General features: G+C 45.5%; 13 protein-coding genes. 9 read left to right on the top strand and 4 right to left on the bottom strand.

All coding sequences use genetic code 11. The annotated features are described in order from the left end of the window. The first annotated feature begins 21 nt into the window (after positions 1–21). Entirely contained in the window at positions 22–687 is a 666-nt protein-coding gene (locus D7S44_RS17415) for a helix-turn-helix transcriptional regulator (protein WP_218834564.1), read from the top strand. Positions 688–714: 27 nt separating this feature from the next. On the opposite strand, the gene D7S44_RS17420 is transcribed toward D7S44_RS17415, so the two are convergent. Continuing rightward, entirely contained in the window at positions 715–2,199 is a 1,485-nt protein-coding gene (locus D7S44_RS17420; RefSeq protein ID WP_120456973.1) for an aldehyde dehydrogenase family protein, read from the bottom strand. Between the two features lie 225 nt (positions 2,200–2,424). Between D7S44_RS17420 and D7S44_RS17425 the strand changes: the two genes are divergently transcribed. Continuing rightward, the gene (locus D7S44_RS17425) at positions 2,425–3,534 is read left to right on the top strand and encodes a class II histone deacetylase (RefSeq protein WP_120456975.1); all 1,110 of its coding nucleotides are present in this window, start codon (positions 2,425–2,427) and stop codon (positions 3,532–3,534) included. A 4-nt stretch (positions 3,535–3,538) separates the two neighbouring features. On the opposite strand, the gene D7S44_RS17430 is transcribed toward D7S44_RS17425, so the two are convergent. Both D7S44_RS17430 and D7S44_RS17435 read right to left on the bottom strand, forming a co-directional pair. Beyond that, complete coding sequence (locus D7S44_RS17430) at positions 3,539–4,042, bottom strand: DUF1543 domain-containing protein (RefSeq protein WP_120456977.1); 504 nt, start codon at positions 4,040–4,042, stop codon at positions 3,539–3,541. A 22-nt stretch (positions 4,043–4,064) separates the two neighbouring features. Then, positions 4,065–4,694, bottom strand: coding sequence for a LysE family translocator (locus tag D7S44_RS17435; RefSeq protein ID WP_120456979.1), 630 nt, complete (start codon positions 4,692–4,694; stop codon positions 4,065–4,067). A 117-nt stretch (positions 4,695–4,811) separates the two neighbouring features. On the opposite strand from D7S44_RS17435, the gene D7S44_RS17440 reads away from it, so the two are divergent. The 7 genes from D7S44_RS17440 (at position 4,812) to D7S44_RS17470 (ending at position 14,667) form a co-directional block, all read left to right on the top strand. Continuing rightward, on the top strand, positions 4,812–5,723 hold the full coding sequence (locus D7S44_RS17440; RefSeq protein WP_120456981.1) for a LysR substrate-binding domain-containing protein: 912 nt from the start codon (positions 4,812–4,814) through the stop codon (positions 5,721–5,723). Between the two features lie 66 nt (positions 5,724–5,789). Continuing rightward, entirely contained in the window at positions 5,790–7,589 is a 1,800-nt protein-coding gene (locus tag D7S44_RS17445; RefSeq protein ID WP_120456983.1) for an ABC transporter ATP-binding protein, read from the top strand. Between the two features lie 142 nt (positions 7,590–7,731). Further along, a complete protein-coding gene (locus tag D7S44_RS17450; RefSeq protein ID WP_045269648.1) occupies positions 7,732–8,574 on the top strand; it encodes a TnsA endonuclease N-terminal domain-containing protein in 843 nt (280 codons plus the stop codon). Further along, positions 8,561–10,684 (top strand): hypothetical protein, encoded by a 2,124-nt coding sequence (locus tag D7S44_RS17455; RefSeq protein WP_045269649.1) that lies wholly within the window; start codon positions 8,561–8,563, stop codon positions 10,682–10,684. The genes D7S44_RS17450 and D7S44_RS17455 overlap by 14 nt, the downstream gene beginning before the upstream one ends. Continuing rightward, a complete protein-coding gene (locus tag D7S44_RS17460; RefSeq protein ID WP_045269650.1) occupies positions 10,684–12,132 on the top strand; it encodes an ATP-binding protein in 1,449 nt (482 codons plus the stop codon). The genes D7S44_RS17455 and D7S44_RS17460 overlap by 1 nt, the downstream gene beginning before the upstream one ends. Before the next feature lie 40 nt (positions 12,133–12,172). After that, positions 12,173–13,729 (top strand): TnsD family Tn7-like transposition protein, encoded by a 1,557-nt coding sequence (locus tag D7S44_RS17465; protein WP_052684080.1) that lies wholly within the window; start codon positions 12,173–12,175, stop codon positions 13,727–13,729. Between the two features lie 11 nt (positions 13,730–13,740). Next, positions 13,741–14,667, top strand: coding sequence for a hypothetical protein (locus D7S44_RS17470; RefSeq protein ID WP_045269651.1), 927 nt, complete (start codon positions 13,741–13,743; stop codon positions 14,665–14,667). A gap of 508 nt (positions 14,668–15,175) precedes the next feature. On the opposite strand, the gene D7S44_RS17475 is transcribed toward D7S44_RS17470, so the two are convergent. Further along, complete coding sequence (locus D7S44_RS17475) at positions 15,176–16,198, bottom strand: IS110 family RNA-guided transposase (RefSeq protein WP_000156887.1); 1,023 nt, start codon at positions 16,196–16,198, stop codon at positions 15,176–15,178. Positions 16,199–16,289: the final 91 nt, after the last annotated feature.

The raw sequence follows: 16,289 nt of genomic DNA on the forward strand, positions 1-16,289 counted from the left end.
AGCAATGATGAGGAACATAGCATGGCTGAAATTTCGTCCATTCAGGCGGATGCCTTTATTTGCCGCTGCCTGGAAAATTTTACTCAACTCATTCCCGGTTCTATCGGTGTGTTTTATCTGGTGGATGAAAATATGATGCCGTACCAGCATGTACGATTCGGCATTTCTGACGAGACGCATCAGGCCTATATGCGCGATTTTATTACTCTCGATCCCTTTCATCCGCAGCGTTATGCAACCCAACCAGTGAGCTTTGCCGGTATGGACGATGCGTCACGTAAGACCGCCTACTACCGTCACTTTATGAAGCCCAACTCAATGGGCGATTCCATTGAGGTCTATGTGCGCAAAAACCGTAAAATCGTGGCGGGCTTGTCGCTGATGCGTGACAAAGTCTACAGCCTGCAGGAGCGGATGCGCCTGCGCGCTATGCTGTCACTGGTTGAAGTGGCCACCGATGAGCTTATGCCGCATAGCGCAGCGCAGCGGCTGACGCCTAAAGAGCAAATTATCGTTGATATGATCCGCGAAGGCGCCTGCAACAAGCGTATCGCCAGCCAGCTGGATATTTCGCTTTCGACGGTAAAAACCCATTTACGCAATATTTTCAGCAAAACGCACGCCAGCAACCGTACCGAACTTTTGCGTAACGTGAATGCCAGCTGGTATGCCGAGCGGGTGAGCTAACGGCGAGCCAGCGCTCGCCGTCGCGGCTCAGTAACGCACCATTATCGACTTCAGCTCGGTGTAATCATCAATAAACGCGCTGCCGAATTCGCGTCCAGAACCAGAACCTTTAACCCCGCCAAAAGGTACAGCTGGATCGAGAAACGTGTGCATATTGATCCAGACAATCCCGGCTTCCAGCCGCTCGCTGAAACGCAGCGCCTGGCTGATATCGCGCGACCAGACGCTGGCTGCCAGGCCAAAAGGAGAGGCATTGATGTTTTGTAACGCCTGTTCAGCATCCTCATAGGCGATAAAGCTGCCGACCGGCCCAAAGGTTTCCTCTTTCATCAATGTGCTGCTGGCGGAGGCTACGCGTACAGCAGTGGGACGCAGAAAATAACCGCTTCCCTCCAGCGTCTCACCGCCGCAGACGATCTCATCTCCCTCGCGGCGCGCGATAGCCAGCAGATCTGAAATCTTATCCAGCTGCGCCCGGTTCGCCAGTGGCCCCATCGCTGTGTTCTCATCCAGCGGCGAACCGATGACGGTATTGTTGAGGCGCACTTTCAGCGCGTCCAGCACCGCATCGATTTTGTCAGCGGGCAGCCAGAAACATTCTGCGGCGGCGCAGATTTGTCCCTGATTGAGATAGCCTGCCTCAAGAATGCCGTTAACTATCTCTGTCACCGAGAGGTCGTCAAGAAACAGCGCGGCGTTTTTTCCGCCCAGCTCCAGCGTGACGCGTTTACCCTGTGCGGTTGCGGAGCGGCTGACCGCATTGCCCGTGGCAACCGAACCGGTAAAGCTCACCTTGGCGCAGCTTTCATGTCCAATCAGCGCCGGTCCCAGCTCGCCGCCAGGGCCGTTAACCACGTTAATAACGCCGGGCGGAAAGCCGCATTCGCTCGCCAGCTCCGCCAGACGCAGCAGCGTAAGCGGCGTATATTCGCTGGGTTTCACCACAACGGTACAGCCGCACACCAGCGCCGCCGCGATTTTCCATACCGCAATCATGATTGAAAAGTTCCAGGGCACGATAGCCACGACGACACCCAGCGGCTGACGGCGGGTGAAGGCGGTATATTTTTCACCGGCGAAAGAGGGCAGTGAGACATCCAGCGTCTCGCCGTTGATTTTGCCGGCCCAGCCAGCGAAATAGCGCAGGAAGGCAACAGACTGGTCCAGCTCAAGCATGCGCGCCAGCTGAATGGTTTTGCCAGAGCAGAGCGTTTCTATCTGCGCCAGCTCCTCACGCTTCTCCGCCAGCTTGTCGGCCAGCTTCAACAGCAGCGTGCCGCGCTGCAGCGTCGCCATATCTCGCCAGGCTGTAAACGCCCGCTGCGCGCTGCGCATCGCCGCATCTGCCTGTGCCAGGCTGGCGCCGTTCAGCGTGAGCAGCGGTTCGCCGGTAGCAGGATTAATAACCTGAAAGGGCGCGCCCATTCCCTTAACAGCTTCGCCATCAATGTAACTACCATGGTCGCGGGCGAAAAATGCCGTTACCTCGCTTAATAATGGAATCTGCGGCATAAAAAGTCCTCATGTAATTAGGCCAGGCGCGCAAGGCGCGTTCAGGGGTATCACAGCACAAGAGCGCGCCCAGCCCCATCAGCCATAAGGACGAGACAGAGCGCCAATGCCTTCCTTTCAGCACGACGACCGATCTACGCGTCCTCCTTCAGGACGATTACCACAGCGGCGTGAATGCGATATCAGTAACGCTTTAACGTGCGGTAAAACCATTAAGGAGACAAAATGAACAACACTGGTTTTTTCTTTGATGAACGCTGCTTCTGGCACAGTACAGGTCTGCATGTTGTCACCTTGCCGGTTGGCGGCTGGGTCCAGCCGCCTTCAGGCGCGGCACATGCGGAAAACCCTGAAACCAAACGGCGGCTCAAAAACCTGCTTGATGTCTCAGGTTTGTCGGCTCATTTGCGTCATGCATCGGCCGCGCCCGCCAGCGAAGCCGATCTTTTACGCGTTCACGATCAACGCTATCTCGCGCGCTTTAAAGATCTCAGCGATAACGGTGGAGGGATGCTGGGTGACGAAGCACCGCTGGGGCCGGGGAGCTATGAGATAGCCTGCCTCTCCGCAGGTCTTGCCTGCGCCGCCGTTGAGTCAGTGTTAACGGGAGATTGCGTTAATGCCTACTCGCTTGGTCGTCCGCCGGGACACCACTGCCTGCCGGATACGTCGATGGGCTTCTGTTTTCTGGCCAACATCGCAATCGCTATTGAACGCGCCAAAGCGATAATGAATGTCGGAAAGATCGCTGTCGTTGACTGGGACGTGCACCACGGCAACGGGACGCAGCATATTTTCTATCAGCGCGGCGATGTGCTGACGATTTCGCTTCATCAGGATGGTTGCTTTCCGGCAGGTTATGGTGGGGAAACGGATACCGGGGTCGGAGAAGGCGATGGCGCCAATATCAATATTCCGCTGATGGCGGGCGCGGGTCATGATGCCTGGCTCTATGCGTTTGACCGCATCGTAATGCCTGCGCTGACGCGCTTTAAACCTGACCTGATTATTGTTGCCTGCGGCTACGACGCCAGCGCAATGGATCCGCTCGGGCGGATGCTGTTGCACAGCGAAAGTTACCGCAGCATGACCAGTAAGATTCAGCTGGCGGCCCGAGAATTCTGCGCTGGCCGCCTGGTGATGGTGCATGAGGGGGGGTACTCTGAAGCCTACGTGCCTTTTTGCGGGCTGGCAGTGATGGAACAGTTGTGCGGTTTTAAAACCGAGGTAACCGATCCTTTGCTCTCGTTTATCGAACAGCAACAGCCTCGCGACACCTTCAATCGCGTGCAGTGCGCGCTGATTGATGAACTGGCGCACGCCTTAAAGCTGTAATGCCTCACACACCTATCGGTTGGTAGCCCTGCCACTCCGGCCGGAAAGGCGCGCCGCTGTCCGATGGCGTGAGATGAATATATTTATTGCCGACCTTTTCCAGCAGGATGCAGTCATCCACATCCTTCAGATTGTCTTTGTGCTGGTGAAGCGCGCCATTAAGCAGCGATGCCAGCCCTTTCGCTTTGGCCTCTTTGCTGTCTTGCGCGACAAACAAATCAAAGGCGTGCAGCTCCGCCAGGGAGGAGGGATGGTAGGCGCCAGCGTTAACAAACCATAGCCGCTGGCTGTTTTCAGGCGGCGTGTCAGCCAGGCTGACTGCGTAACCGTCTGCCCAGCTAATGCGTGCATAGCCGTCGATATGCACTTTGTCGGCATCGCCGAACCAGGCTTCACGCAGCGCAGGCCAGGCGGCCTCCGGGTGGTCTGCGACTACAAACTGAATATCATGGACTTCAATATTGGACCTGCCGGCATTGCCGCCCAGGTAAAACATAAACAGATACACACCGCTCTCCTTTGCCTGCGCGTCAGGCGTACCGGATGATGATTTCGCTTGCGTTATATACGATACCATACAACGAAACGGCAACCAGAAACAAAGACGATATTCCCTCAATACCTTGGCTATGTCGTTCCGGTATCCATCGCGTTATCAACAGGATATAGAGCGACAAAACGGTAAAATCGGAAAACATCCATACCAGAGAGAGCGTCAGGATACTGGTGGTAAAATCTGGCGTGACGGCGATGAACTGCGGAAAAAAAGCGACGAAAAAGAGGATATCTTTGGGATTGGATAGTCCCGTCAGAAAACCTCTGCGGAACCCTCCCTGGCTGCGCAATTTGTCGGCCTCTTTACCGGCTGCGTCTACTCTGATTGCCCTGAGACTGGCAACCGCGCCCCAGCCGATATACAGCGAACCCACCATTCCCAGCAAATAGAGGAAGAGGGGAGAAAAGGCGATCGCGCCTGCCAGCATTAGCGCAGCCAGCATAATCAGAACCAGCGACGCGCTATTCGTTCCTGCTACCGTGGCAAGGGCGCGGCGACTGCCGTGGCGTGCTGCCGTCCCGGTCACCAGCGCCACGACCGGGCCAGGAGTGATAAGCAGCATGAGTACAGCCAGTATGTAGGCGCTCAGTAAGATCAGGTTCATTGCGCTGTTTTATCCTTTCTTTTGTTAGCTCGCGTCAGATTATTGAGGCAGGCGAGACGGTTGAAAAACGGATAAAACTCGCGCTTAATGTGACTAAAACTCACAATGAAGAAAGCTATGTCCCTGCCACCGCTTTATGCCCTGCGTGCCTTTGAAGCCGCTGCGCGATTAGAATCCTTCAGTAAGGCGGCAGCCGTCCTTAATATCACGCCAGGCGCGGTCAGCAGGCATATACGTACTCTTGAGGCCTGGTTTGAGTGCGAGCTTTTTCAAAGAAACGGGCCGCGAGTGAAGGTTAGCGAGGCGGGGCGAATCCTGGCAAGTCAGTTAACTGAGAGCTTTCTTGGCATTGAGCGAGCCTGTTACGCTTTCAAAAGCAGCAGCCTGGAGCTGCGGCTTAAGGCACCTTCAACCCTCACCATGCGCTGGCTGCTGGATGTGCTGAATGCTTTTCGTGAAAATCACACAACGCCTCGCATAGAGATCACCAGCGTCTGGATGGATACAGACAGCGTGGACTTTAAGCGCGAGCCATACGACTGCGCGATATTGCTCGGCAAAGGTGATTACGGTGACTCGACTGAAAGCAGGCTGCTTTTTAGCGAATGGCTTATTCCGGTCTGCTCACCGGCGCTGCTGGAAAAAGCGAAGCATCATCTTCCTGACTGCGACTTAATCCATCCGTCACCGGATCGGCGCGACTGGCGCAGGTGGCTGAATAAGACAGGACGCTTACCTGCGCTTGATCTTACCGGCGGCAAGGTATTTGACACGCTTGAGCAGGGTAATCTGGCTGCACTGAGCGGTCACGGCGTTTCGGTAGGCGATCTTTTGTTGAGTCTGGATGCCATAAATAGCGGACTGCTGGCGCTTCCATTCAGTGAAGCGGTGGCGACCGGGGAGGGTTACTACCTTGTGTGGCCGCGTCACTCAGGCAAAACGCGACATATTGAGCTGCTGCTGAACTGGCTAAAGCTTCACGTACCTGGCCTCCCGGACAACACACTGAGTTACGTGAAAAATGCGTGAATCACCTGCCTATAAGCACGACGTGCCGCACCACTTTCATACAACTATCGCCTTAAGGAAAAAGATATGTTGGAGAGGCTGTTCCGCTTTTTTGAGAACCTGATTGATCCTTTTCAGGTAGAAAAAGATTCTGGCCCGCAGCAGAAATATGGTTTTTTATATTTCGCTAATAAAGTTAAGACCATAGTGCTTTTAATTGCTCTTGTCGGGTTAATCAAAGCAGCTGTGGATGTCAGCCTGATTTATACCGTAGGACTGGTGATTGACTCACTCAACGGCACACTATCGCCTGTCCTGAGTGATATATTCACCCAGAACCAACTCTTAATAAAAACGGCTTTTTTATTTTTGATTTTCCGTCCCTTAACATCATTAACATTAGGATTGCTATGTGACCAGTGCATTCGTACTCGTTTTAGCCCGATGGTTCGGTGGAACTTTTACAATAAAGTAATAAAAAACGACTTAGCATACTTTAGTCACAATCATTCAGGAAAAATCGCATCGGCAGTCTGGCAATCTGGGCAGGCTATGATGGAGCTTTTGCTCAGCACATTACAGATGTTATGGTCGAATATCGCCTACGTCATTCTGGCTTTAGGATTTATAAGCGTCTTAAACGTTTGGTTTACTGTAACGGTTATCCTCTGGCTAACGATTTACCTTTGGATTTCGATAAAATATGCACATGAAATTAAGAGGCGATCCCGTAAATCGGCCGATGCTTCTAATAGAATAAACGGTCATCTTGTCGACATTTTTTCTAATATCATTAACGTTAAATCTTTATCGCCTGATGGAGATGAACGCGAGTTTATGAAAGGAAAGCTGTTTAATTTTATTAATAAAAACCAGCAATTTCTCCGGGCGATTACCTGTGCCGAAACTCTCCTGCTGATGATCAGCTCCGCAGCGATGGTTGTAATAGGGTATATATGCATATCCTCCTGGCACACAGGATTGCTATCTGTGGGTGAGATAGCCGTTATTTTTGGGCTTATTTTTCGCCTGGAGGGACAGCTAGCTGCGCTAATGGATCAAATCACTGGTGCGATGCGGGCGCTGGGACTGTTCAATGCTTCCATTGACGTAATACAACATCCGAACCTTGTTACAGAAAAAAATAAAACCTTCTCACGGGAAAAGGTAAAGGGAGATATTCTTTTTAGGGATTTGCACTTTCATTATGAAGTAGGAAAACCCGTTATCAACGGATTGTCTATGCATATCAAATCGGGTGAAAAGATAGCAATTACAGGAGAGTCTGGCTCCGGTAAATCCACGCTAATTAGCCTGCTAATGCGATTTTACGATCCTCTCGACGGCAACATTATGCTCGATGGTACGGATATACGACATTACCCTCTTAATCATTTGCGTCGACAGTTCAGCATTGTGACGCAAGATAACATCCTCTTTAACCGAACTATTTATGAAAATATTACCTTCGGTTGTAGCAACTTCAGTGAAGAAGATGTTCGCGCTGCTGCGCAAAAAGCTAAAGCGCTGGATTTTATCCTTCAGGCAACTGATGGCAGCCATACAGGTTTCGAGACACGTATCGGCGATCGCGGAGCCCGGCTGTCTGGTGGGCAGCGACAAAGGCTGAGCATTTGCCGGGCCATTTTACGTAATGCCCCGATACTGATTCTGGATGAAGCCACCTCTGCGCTTGACTCTGTAACTGAGACAGATGTTCGCGATGCGCTAAACGAAGTAATGGTGGGTAAAACAGTGATTGCGATTGCGCACCGTTTGTCATCGGTGGCTGACATGGACAGGATTCTGGTGCTTAATCAAGGGATGATTAAAGAAGAGGGCACTCATGATGAATTGATACGGCAGAAAGGTGTCCGAGGACAATAAAGTTGTACACAAAGCACTAAAGTTGTAACCATTCTCAAAAAACGACGCTAATGTTGTATACTTACTGAATGTGTGGTTATAGGGTTGGAGACTATAAAATGCACATATAGGTACGTATCAATGTCGTTTTTTGGGTACGATCATGGGTAGGGGTAGGCGTCTCAAATCCTATTTGGATTATGAAAATGCGCTAGGTGACGGCATAGGAGTGGGCTATGGCCAAAGTTATCAGCCCTGGCTTAGAGCTCAGGACGTTAAATCCCGTGGAAACCGTTCGATAGTCTTTGGCCTTAAGACGTTTCGAAACCATCATCTCCTTTCTTCTGTCGAAAGTAACTTTTTCTATCTGGCTGAGTTTAATGACTCGGTGATTGATATCCGGGAACAATTCCCACTCTTTCCTCTCCGGCTTACCCAACAAATAGCAAATCATCTACATTTTCAACATCCTATGGTGAGGGGAGTAAGAGGAGTACCTGTCGAAGTTCTGAATGTTATGACAACCGATTTTTTACTGACCTTGAGAACTCCTGAAGGCGGACTTCGATACAAAGCTATAGCAGTAAAACATAACGAGAGCATACCTGAACGCGAAGCCCAAAAACTTGAAATAGAGAGGATGTTTTGGCAGTTGATTGATGTTGATTTTCAAATTTATGTTGGCTCGGAACTCAATAACGTCGTCGGTAAAAACATTTGCTGGGCTACTTCTGTATTAAGAGATGGTTCTGAATTTTATGATAAATATCCTCTTGATAAAATCCTATGGAAGCTTAAACCAGATGTTTATCCCATAGTAGGACTACGAGCAATGATTTCATCAATCTTTGGGGTAGATGCACAAGAAGCGATGATGTTATTGCAGGCAATGATTGGATTAAAAATGATAAATGTTGATTTATCATATCCAATACTCGAAACCGGTCTGATAAAGATAATTTCCAATGACCACTATATAGGACTGAACGCAAATGGATATTATTAGGAATTCAGTCTGGCTCTCTCAAGGCACTGATTTGCTTGCAGAGGGACTTTACCGTGTTTTGGATTTTGACAGAAAGGTTGACTTGTTAATTTTGTTTAAAATAAAATCAGAAAGAACGGGTAAGCCAATCCCTTTCTCATTTTCAATGTTTAAATATTATATTGAATCAAATAGCATAACTTGTAAAGATTATATATACCCTTCATATATGTTAGTAGATGAGAAAAAAATAACAGATGAAGACAGAGGAAGGCGAGATGAAAATTACAATATCATTAAAGATCTTGTAGATGACAGAATGTTTCTGTTTGACTATGCATTACATAAAAAGTCTCACCTTTTAATGGATTACTCCAGAAATAAAAAAATATCACAATATACTATCAGAACGCTTCTGGCGTTGTACTGGCGACATGGGCAGGATATTTATGCATTGCTACCCGCATTCTCGAACTGTGGCGCCGCTGGGAAAAGTAGAATCAAACATGAAATTAAACTTGGGAATTCCAAAAAAAACAGAGCATTACCTAATGAACGATCACGTGTTTTCATTCTTAATGAAAGAGATATAAATAATATTAGAAAATCTCTCATTACGTATCATTATAAAGTTAACGGAGATACGATAAAGAAAACATTAGAGAGACATATTGATTTGTATTTTAGGGATGAAATTAAAACAGCAAACCTAGAAAATAGAGCTCCATATGTTCCTTCTTTAAAACAATTTTCATACTGGAATAAAAAACTCTTCACTAAAGATTTCTCGATAAATAAGAAGAACACGAAAAAAGAAATAGACCTCAAAATGCGGGCGCTTTTAGGTAGTGTGGCTAATACAACTGTTTTGCCGGGTGATGTATTCGAAATAGACTCAACTGTCGCTGATGTACATCTTATTTCGAGTTTAAACAGACGAAAAGTCATTGGGCGTCCTACTATTTATACAGTGGTGGATCGTGCAACAAGAATGATTGTTGGCCTTCATGTTTCTTTATATCATGCTTCATGGCGAGCCGCCCGACAAGCGTTAGCAAATTGCTTTATGCCAAAAAAAGAATATTGTAGATTATTTGGAATCTCTATTACTGATGATGATTGGCCTTGTTCTCATATTCCATTAACATTGATGTGTGACAACGGGGAGATGATTGGTCTTAAACCTCAGGAAGAGATGACCCCCCTGACAAAACTTGAGTTTGCGCCAGTCGGTAGAGGCGACAGAAAAAGCATTGTTGAACGCTGTTTCGGCATTATGAATGATGAGGTTATTCATAGGCTTATTGGAACAACACGAAGGGGAAAGATTGTTAAAGGAGAGCCAACACCGCAATCCAGGGCTTGTTTAACGATTCAGGAGGTCACGTCTTTACTGATTCGGGAGATACTTGCACATAATCAGAGAACGTATGAAGAACTGGCTTATATCAATCCCTTACTGATTGAAAATGATCTCGTAATATCACCAAAAAATAGTTGGATGATAAGCTTAAAGCACGGGAGATTCAGCGCAAGAGCCGTTGGGGCCGACGAAGTGATCGCACGATTGTTAATCCCTGTGAACGCTAACATTACCGCCGGTGGGATTCAGTACAATAATCTTTTTTATGAATGTGATCCTGAAATTGCATCAGGTGCCAGAGTATTTGGAAGAACCACTTGTGAAGCAAGAATAGATGACAATTGCGTAGATTATATATATGTAAGATTTGACAAAAATAGCATTTTCAAAAAACATTACCTACTTAAGAAAAGAGATGTATTTAAAGGAAAAACTCATCTTGATACAGATGTAATGGCTGATTGGGTAGATACTCAAAAAGAAATTAATTTATTTACTCTGGATTCGCTCAGCAATATCAATAATAAAGATGAATTTAACAGGAAAGGTAACGAAAGATTAAATGAAATATACGAATCTCGCCGGGTACATGGTAAAGATATTAAAAAGAACAGGAAAAATGAACTTGATTCATTAGGGCGAACTCATGTTGCTAATGGAAGATCTGAACCCCTACTTCCTTCATCCAGTAATGTTCTGCTTTTGCCTGGCCGGGAGGAGAAACAAAGATGGTTAAAAGGTAAGAAGAAGACTGAGGACGCAGAATAATGAACCTTATACGGAGCGTTTCAGCGATATATAAAGAACAGGAGTTACCTGAGTATCGTGGCAATCCCTTAATTGAAGCACTTCCTGAAGCGCTTACGGAAGATGAAGTACTTCTGGAAATGAGTTATTTCCCCGAAATTGACGAAAAAATCCGCTGGACTGCCCCGGCGAATGTTAGAGAGCAGTATGTCGAACGTATAAAGAAATTCCGTTGCCCTCAAACCAATCTTATCCAGGCTTATAAAATGATTTTACGGGCACTTAGGGAAAGCTATGCAGCTCGTAATCCTTTAAAAAGCGGAACAATTCAATATCTTCATTACTATGGAAATGAGCGTCCTGATATTGAACCCGAAAGTGGATATTTTAAATCCCAGGCTGAAACCATTACGATAGTTGGAATGAGTGGTTCTGGAAAAACTACCATGATTGAGCAAGTCATGGATCATTTCCCTCAGATTATAGAACACAGCAGCTATAAAGGAGTTTTTCCCGGCTTCAGTAAGCAAATCGTATGGGTAAAGATTAATTGTCCATACAATTCAAGTGTGAGAGACCTTTGTGAAGAGATTTTACAAAAATTAGATGATGCAATTGGTATTGAACGAACTGCACCTGAGATTAGAAATGGTGCTCTGGCTCGCCAGATTGCACAAAGAATTAAATCATCATTTTTGGGTATCCTTGTTATTGATGAAATGCAGAGGCTTAAATTTTCAAGAACCGGGGGGGAGAGTAAGTTGATTGATTTTTTACATGAAATTGTAGATTCCATGGGGGTATCTATGGTTTTTTGTGGAAATCATCCTTTTGACGAGACGCTGACAAAGAAAATGAGAATTGCCAGGCGGGCAGAGTCTGGTGGTTACATGAAAATTAAGAATGTTAGATACGATTCACAAGACTGGCAATCGTTTATTCATTATTTATGGCCATTACAATGGACAAATGTTGAAACTCCATTAAATGATGAGTTAAACAAAAAATTATTCATTTTATCTAAAGGCAACATTGGATTGGCTCAGATGATTTATCGGGGGGCACAATTAAAGGTTATCGGTAGCGGCAATGAAATCATCACTGGTGCAGTCTTGTCGGCCTCTGTACCGGTACTCGTGAGTCATACGGAGGAATATAAGGGTACTTTACTCCCGGGGGCCGCGACTGAAGATGAGGAAGCTAAATGGCTCTCTTCATCTAATGAGGGTGATGCTTCGGCTAAAATCATGGCAGAGAAGTCCCTAAAGGCTTTGATCCCTGGGGATATAGACAGGCCACAGCACAAGGAATTCGTAGGAAAAATAGACGAGGTTTTGCGCAATTTCGACGAGAAAATACTGTCTCTTGACCACGATCTTGTTATCAACAGAACAGCTGAAAAGAAAAATACCTACGATGCTCTTCAGCGTTGCGGGCTTATAAATATAGATCCACTTAATAAATTGTAATGAGGTAACAGTTCGTAACGGTCAAAAAGAGGTGTGGGAAATGAGAATGTTGCCTGTTTTGCCTGATGAATCCTTGTTCAGCCGGTTTTGTCGGACAACTACCGTGTACGGTATGTCCCCATCTTCTCTGTTAACGATCATTTTCAACAAACCTGATATGAACGTCCATCCAATTCTCAATTCAGGATTAAAGGCTATTTCTCTTCATACATCCGAAAGTGCAGATCAGCTCTGGCATGAACAGACTTTACTCCCTCTTTTTGCCTGGGCACTACCAATCAGTCGTAATGAAATTATGGATTTCAACACGACCCCTGCCAGGCTTAATCGATTGTGCCGCCTTAGTAATTTTTCACTAGGGCAGCGCACACTATTGAAGTTTTGCCCGGTTTGCGCTCGTGAAGATACTTTTCATTATGGTGTTACTTATTGGCATCTGGCGCATCAGCTTCATGGGGTTACAACCTGCCATCGGCATCCGGTAGCGCTTGAAAGCATCCATGTCCCTTCTTCACCGCACATACGTATTGGACTGATGCCTCCTGTTTCGTATACAGAACAACTTAGCAATGAGATAGACTTCGATTTTGCTAAGTTTTGTTATGAGTCCATAAATATAATCAGAAGAAAAGATATTACACACCCCAATTACATGGATGTACTTAAAAAGTTGAATTTATTATCATTGGATGGAAATTTAAAGAAAAATGTATTCTACGCACATGTTTATGCTAAGTGCCAGTTATTTGGGGAGGGTTCATCGGAGCTTTTACCAACTTCCCTAACTGATTATCACTACTGGGAGCCTATACTCAAAGACAAATGTTGTCAGCATCCCACAAAGCATCTTTTGCTTTGTTATTGTTTGTTAAATACTTGCTGGCCAACGTATGCAGGAAGTCGTACTAATAAAAAGAAAGAAACCTTTAAAAGTCATAAGAAATACAGTTTTCATATAACTGAAAATAATACTAGTGTTAGCAACCTTGGGAAGGAATTTAGTCGCAGCAGATGTTACATTAAAACACTTATTTATAAAAAATACCTGAGGACGTTTAAGCGAAACACAAAAATTAATATATTCACTGAATTGCTTATCAAGTCTATGGCTGTAAGGGGGTTTAGTCTGGCATCCATAGCTGAGAAAAACTCATTATCGGAAGGAGCTGTATCCTCTGTAATTTCATCTTGTTACGGTTTATGCTCATGGCGTAAAAAATGTAAAAAAGATTCTTTAAGACGGCGTCATAAGCAGAAGATATTAAGATTTATACATAATCAATCCGTTTCTATAACACGAAAGTTAGTCAAAGAAAGTTGTTATGCAAGTTTCTATTGGCTAAATAAACATGAATGTGACTGGCTTAATTCCTGTCTTCCTAAAACAATACGATGCTATAAAAATAAAAGAGTAGACTGGAGCGAGAGAGATATTATCTCATCATCATTAATAAATGATGTTTTATCTCAGGGGCAGTACTCGATGTCACTTACAAGTCTAGATGCTTTACTGGGAGGGCATGGCTGGCTTTTAAAATACAGAGATAAACTACCAATGACAATGATACTTCTCAGAAAAATGGAACTAATTAAATAAGAGGGAGTTATATGGTTTACGAAAATGAATTGTGGCACAGTTTTCTTCTGCGTTCACAGATAATGTATAACTTATCCAATTGCAGGAACATAATATCAAAGCATGGCGCACTAAGGTACGATGCCTTTCCTCGGTTCGAACTGATTGATATGTACAAATTGCATAGCTTGCAGGATATATATGACATTCTTGCCACTAGAAATGGTTATATACTAACTTCCAATATAGTGTCGTTATCTTCTGGTGTTTACGGGTATTTTAACGCTGTTGAAGATGCCTGTCGGAAAAATTTTCACATAACTAATTCATATCCATTGGTAAACATCTCAAACATTCGTTACTGTCACAAATGTATTGTTGAAGATATACACTCTAAAGGCATTGGTTATCTGCGTCATAGATGGTTGTTTGAATCTAAATGTGCAGTTCATAGTACCAGTTTATATGAGGTTTGTTTTGATAACTATTTGAATGCAGTGAAAGGACTTAGTGATTTAATTATAAGTGGAATAAATCCTCATGGTTATTGTTCCCTTGTGGTTGACGTTTCAAACCCTTTCAAAAATCCAGTGTATATATTACCATGTGCCCGTAATAAAATTTTAAAATGGATTTCGGACAATAAAAATATGCTGATTTACTTTCTCTTTGATCTCTTCAAATGTAAGTCGCATTCAAGTTTATCTAAGGTTATCGAAGTCAAGATAATGCATGATAGATATATTTCTGCGGTGTTCAAGATGTTAAGTGAAATTAATTTTTGTAATTTCAACTCCTTTATTGCTGATCTTTTTGAGGACGTAAGTTATGCCTCTATCGGACTTGATTATTATTCTGTTAATGAGCATTTTCTCAGGCTAAGGGCTACAGATTGTAAATTTTGCCAGTTGAATGGTAAATATATTTGCTCACTTTCCAATGTAAAACTTCTTCGCTAATTTCACTTCATTTATAAAATACTAAGAAAGCTAATTAGATAAGGTTATATATTTTGACTGGGGCAGGAATAAATTATCACTCATCGAGTATCCCTGGGGGTTACCACCTGTGTATGAGGGCTCCGTTTGGGAAACGGAAAATATTGTACTATAAGGACTTCCCCGGCATGTCAAAGCCGGTATTTATGGTTTCTGTCTGCTCTTCAGTAAAAATAAAGGGGAGAGACTGCGGTACTATAANTATTGTACTATAAGGACTTCCCCGGCATGTCAAAGCCGGTATTTATGGTTTCTGTCTGCTCTTCAGTAAAAATAAAGGGGAGAGACTGCGGTACTATAAACGGCCATGATGAATCGTCATCGATTCGGGCCCTGATGAAAGACGCGCGTGAGGTTCTTGTTCGTTAAGCGGATACGTATATCCTGTACAATAGCCAGATAGGCCTCACGGGGTCTAACCCTTTATCATCAACGAATTGCAGGTCAGATGGTTATACAGCTTCGAGCTTTAGTTGACTGAGTACAGCCGGAAATCATCACCGTAATGTAGTGATGCCCAACACAGCCGCGCATTTTTGGCGGCGATGGCCACAACAGCCCGCCAGTACCCTCTGCGCTCAACCAACATACAAACCCAACGGCTGAATGAGTCAGTCCTTTTCCCGGCGCCAATAAGCACTGAACGAGCCCCCTGAACCAGAAGCGTTCGCAGATACGAATCACCGGCTTTTGTGATCCTGCCGAGTTTCGACTTTCCCCCGCTGCTGTATTGTGATGGCGTCAGCCCCAGCCAGGCTGCCAGTTGACGTCCATTTTTAAAATCATGTGCATTACCGATACTGGCGACCAGTGCACAGGCCGTTGTGGGACCAACGCCCTTTAGCTCCATCAGCCGCTGACTGCGATGATCTGTTTTGGCTATGTGGGACAAAATTCGGTCATATTCAGTGATGTTAGCTTCAATGCGATCAACGTGTTCCATCAAATCATCAACACATTGCTGAACCTGAAGCGGTAAAGAGCTCTTCTGCACAGAAACCATGTGGCGCAGGGCATCAGCACTTTGTGGCGCGATGACACCGAATTCAGATATCAATCCTCGCAGACGATTATACGTTGCTGTTTTCTCTTCGATAAAACCCTGACGGGTACGATGTAAACACTGCATGGCCTGCTGGCTTTCGTCTTTCACTGGTACGAACCGCATATGCGGACGACGAACAGCTTCACAGATAGCCTGAGCATCAGCTGCATCATTTTTTCCTGATTTTCCGGCCATACGATAAGGCGATACAAACTTAGCAGCCATCAGACGTGGCTCATGACCATACTGCCGAAACAATCTTGCCCAGTAGTGAGCCCCGGAGCATGCTTCCATCCCGATAACACAGGGAGGCAAACTTGCAATTAACTCAGGAAGTGCAGCACGCGATACTTTAGGCTTAACCAGAACAGTTCTACCATTTTGATCAACACCGTGAACAGCAAACACATTTTTAGCAAGATCGATACCGACAGTCGTGATAGTCATAACGAATTCCTCCGGGACGATGTGTACCCCATGATTGCACAAGAGTTAATCAGGCGCATAATCAGGGGAAGTCCCTTCCATTCGTTAAGGC

It is taken from the genome of Pantoea piersonii (genome assembly GCF_003612015.1).
In the GTDB taxonomy this organism is placed as follows: Bacteria; Pseudomonadota; Gammaproteobacteria; order Enterobacterales; family Enterobacteriaceae; genus Pantoea; species Pantoea piersonii.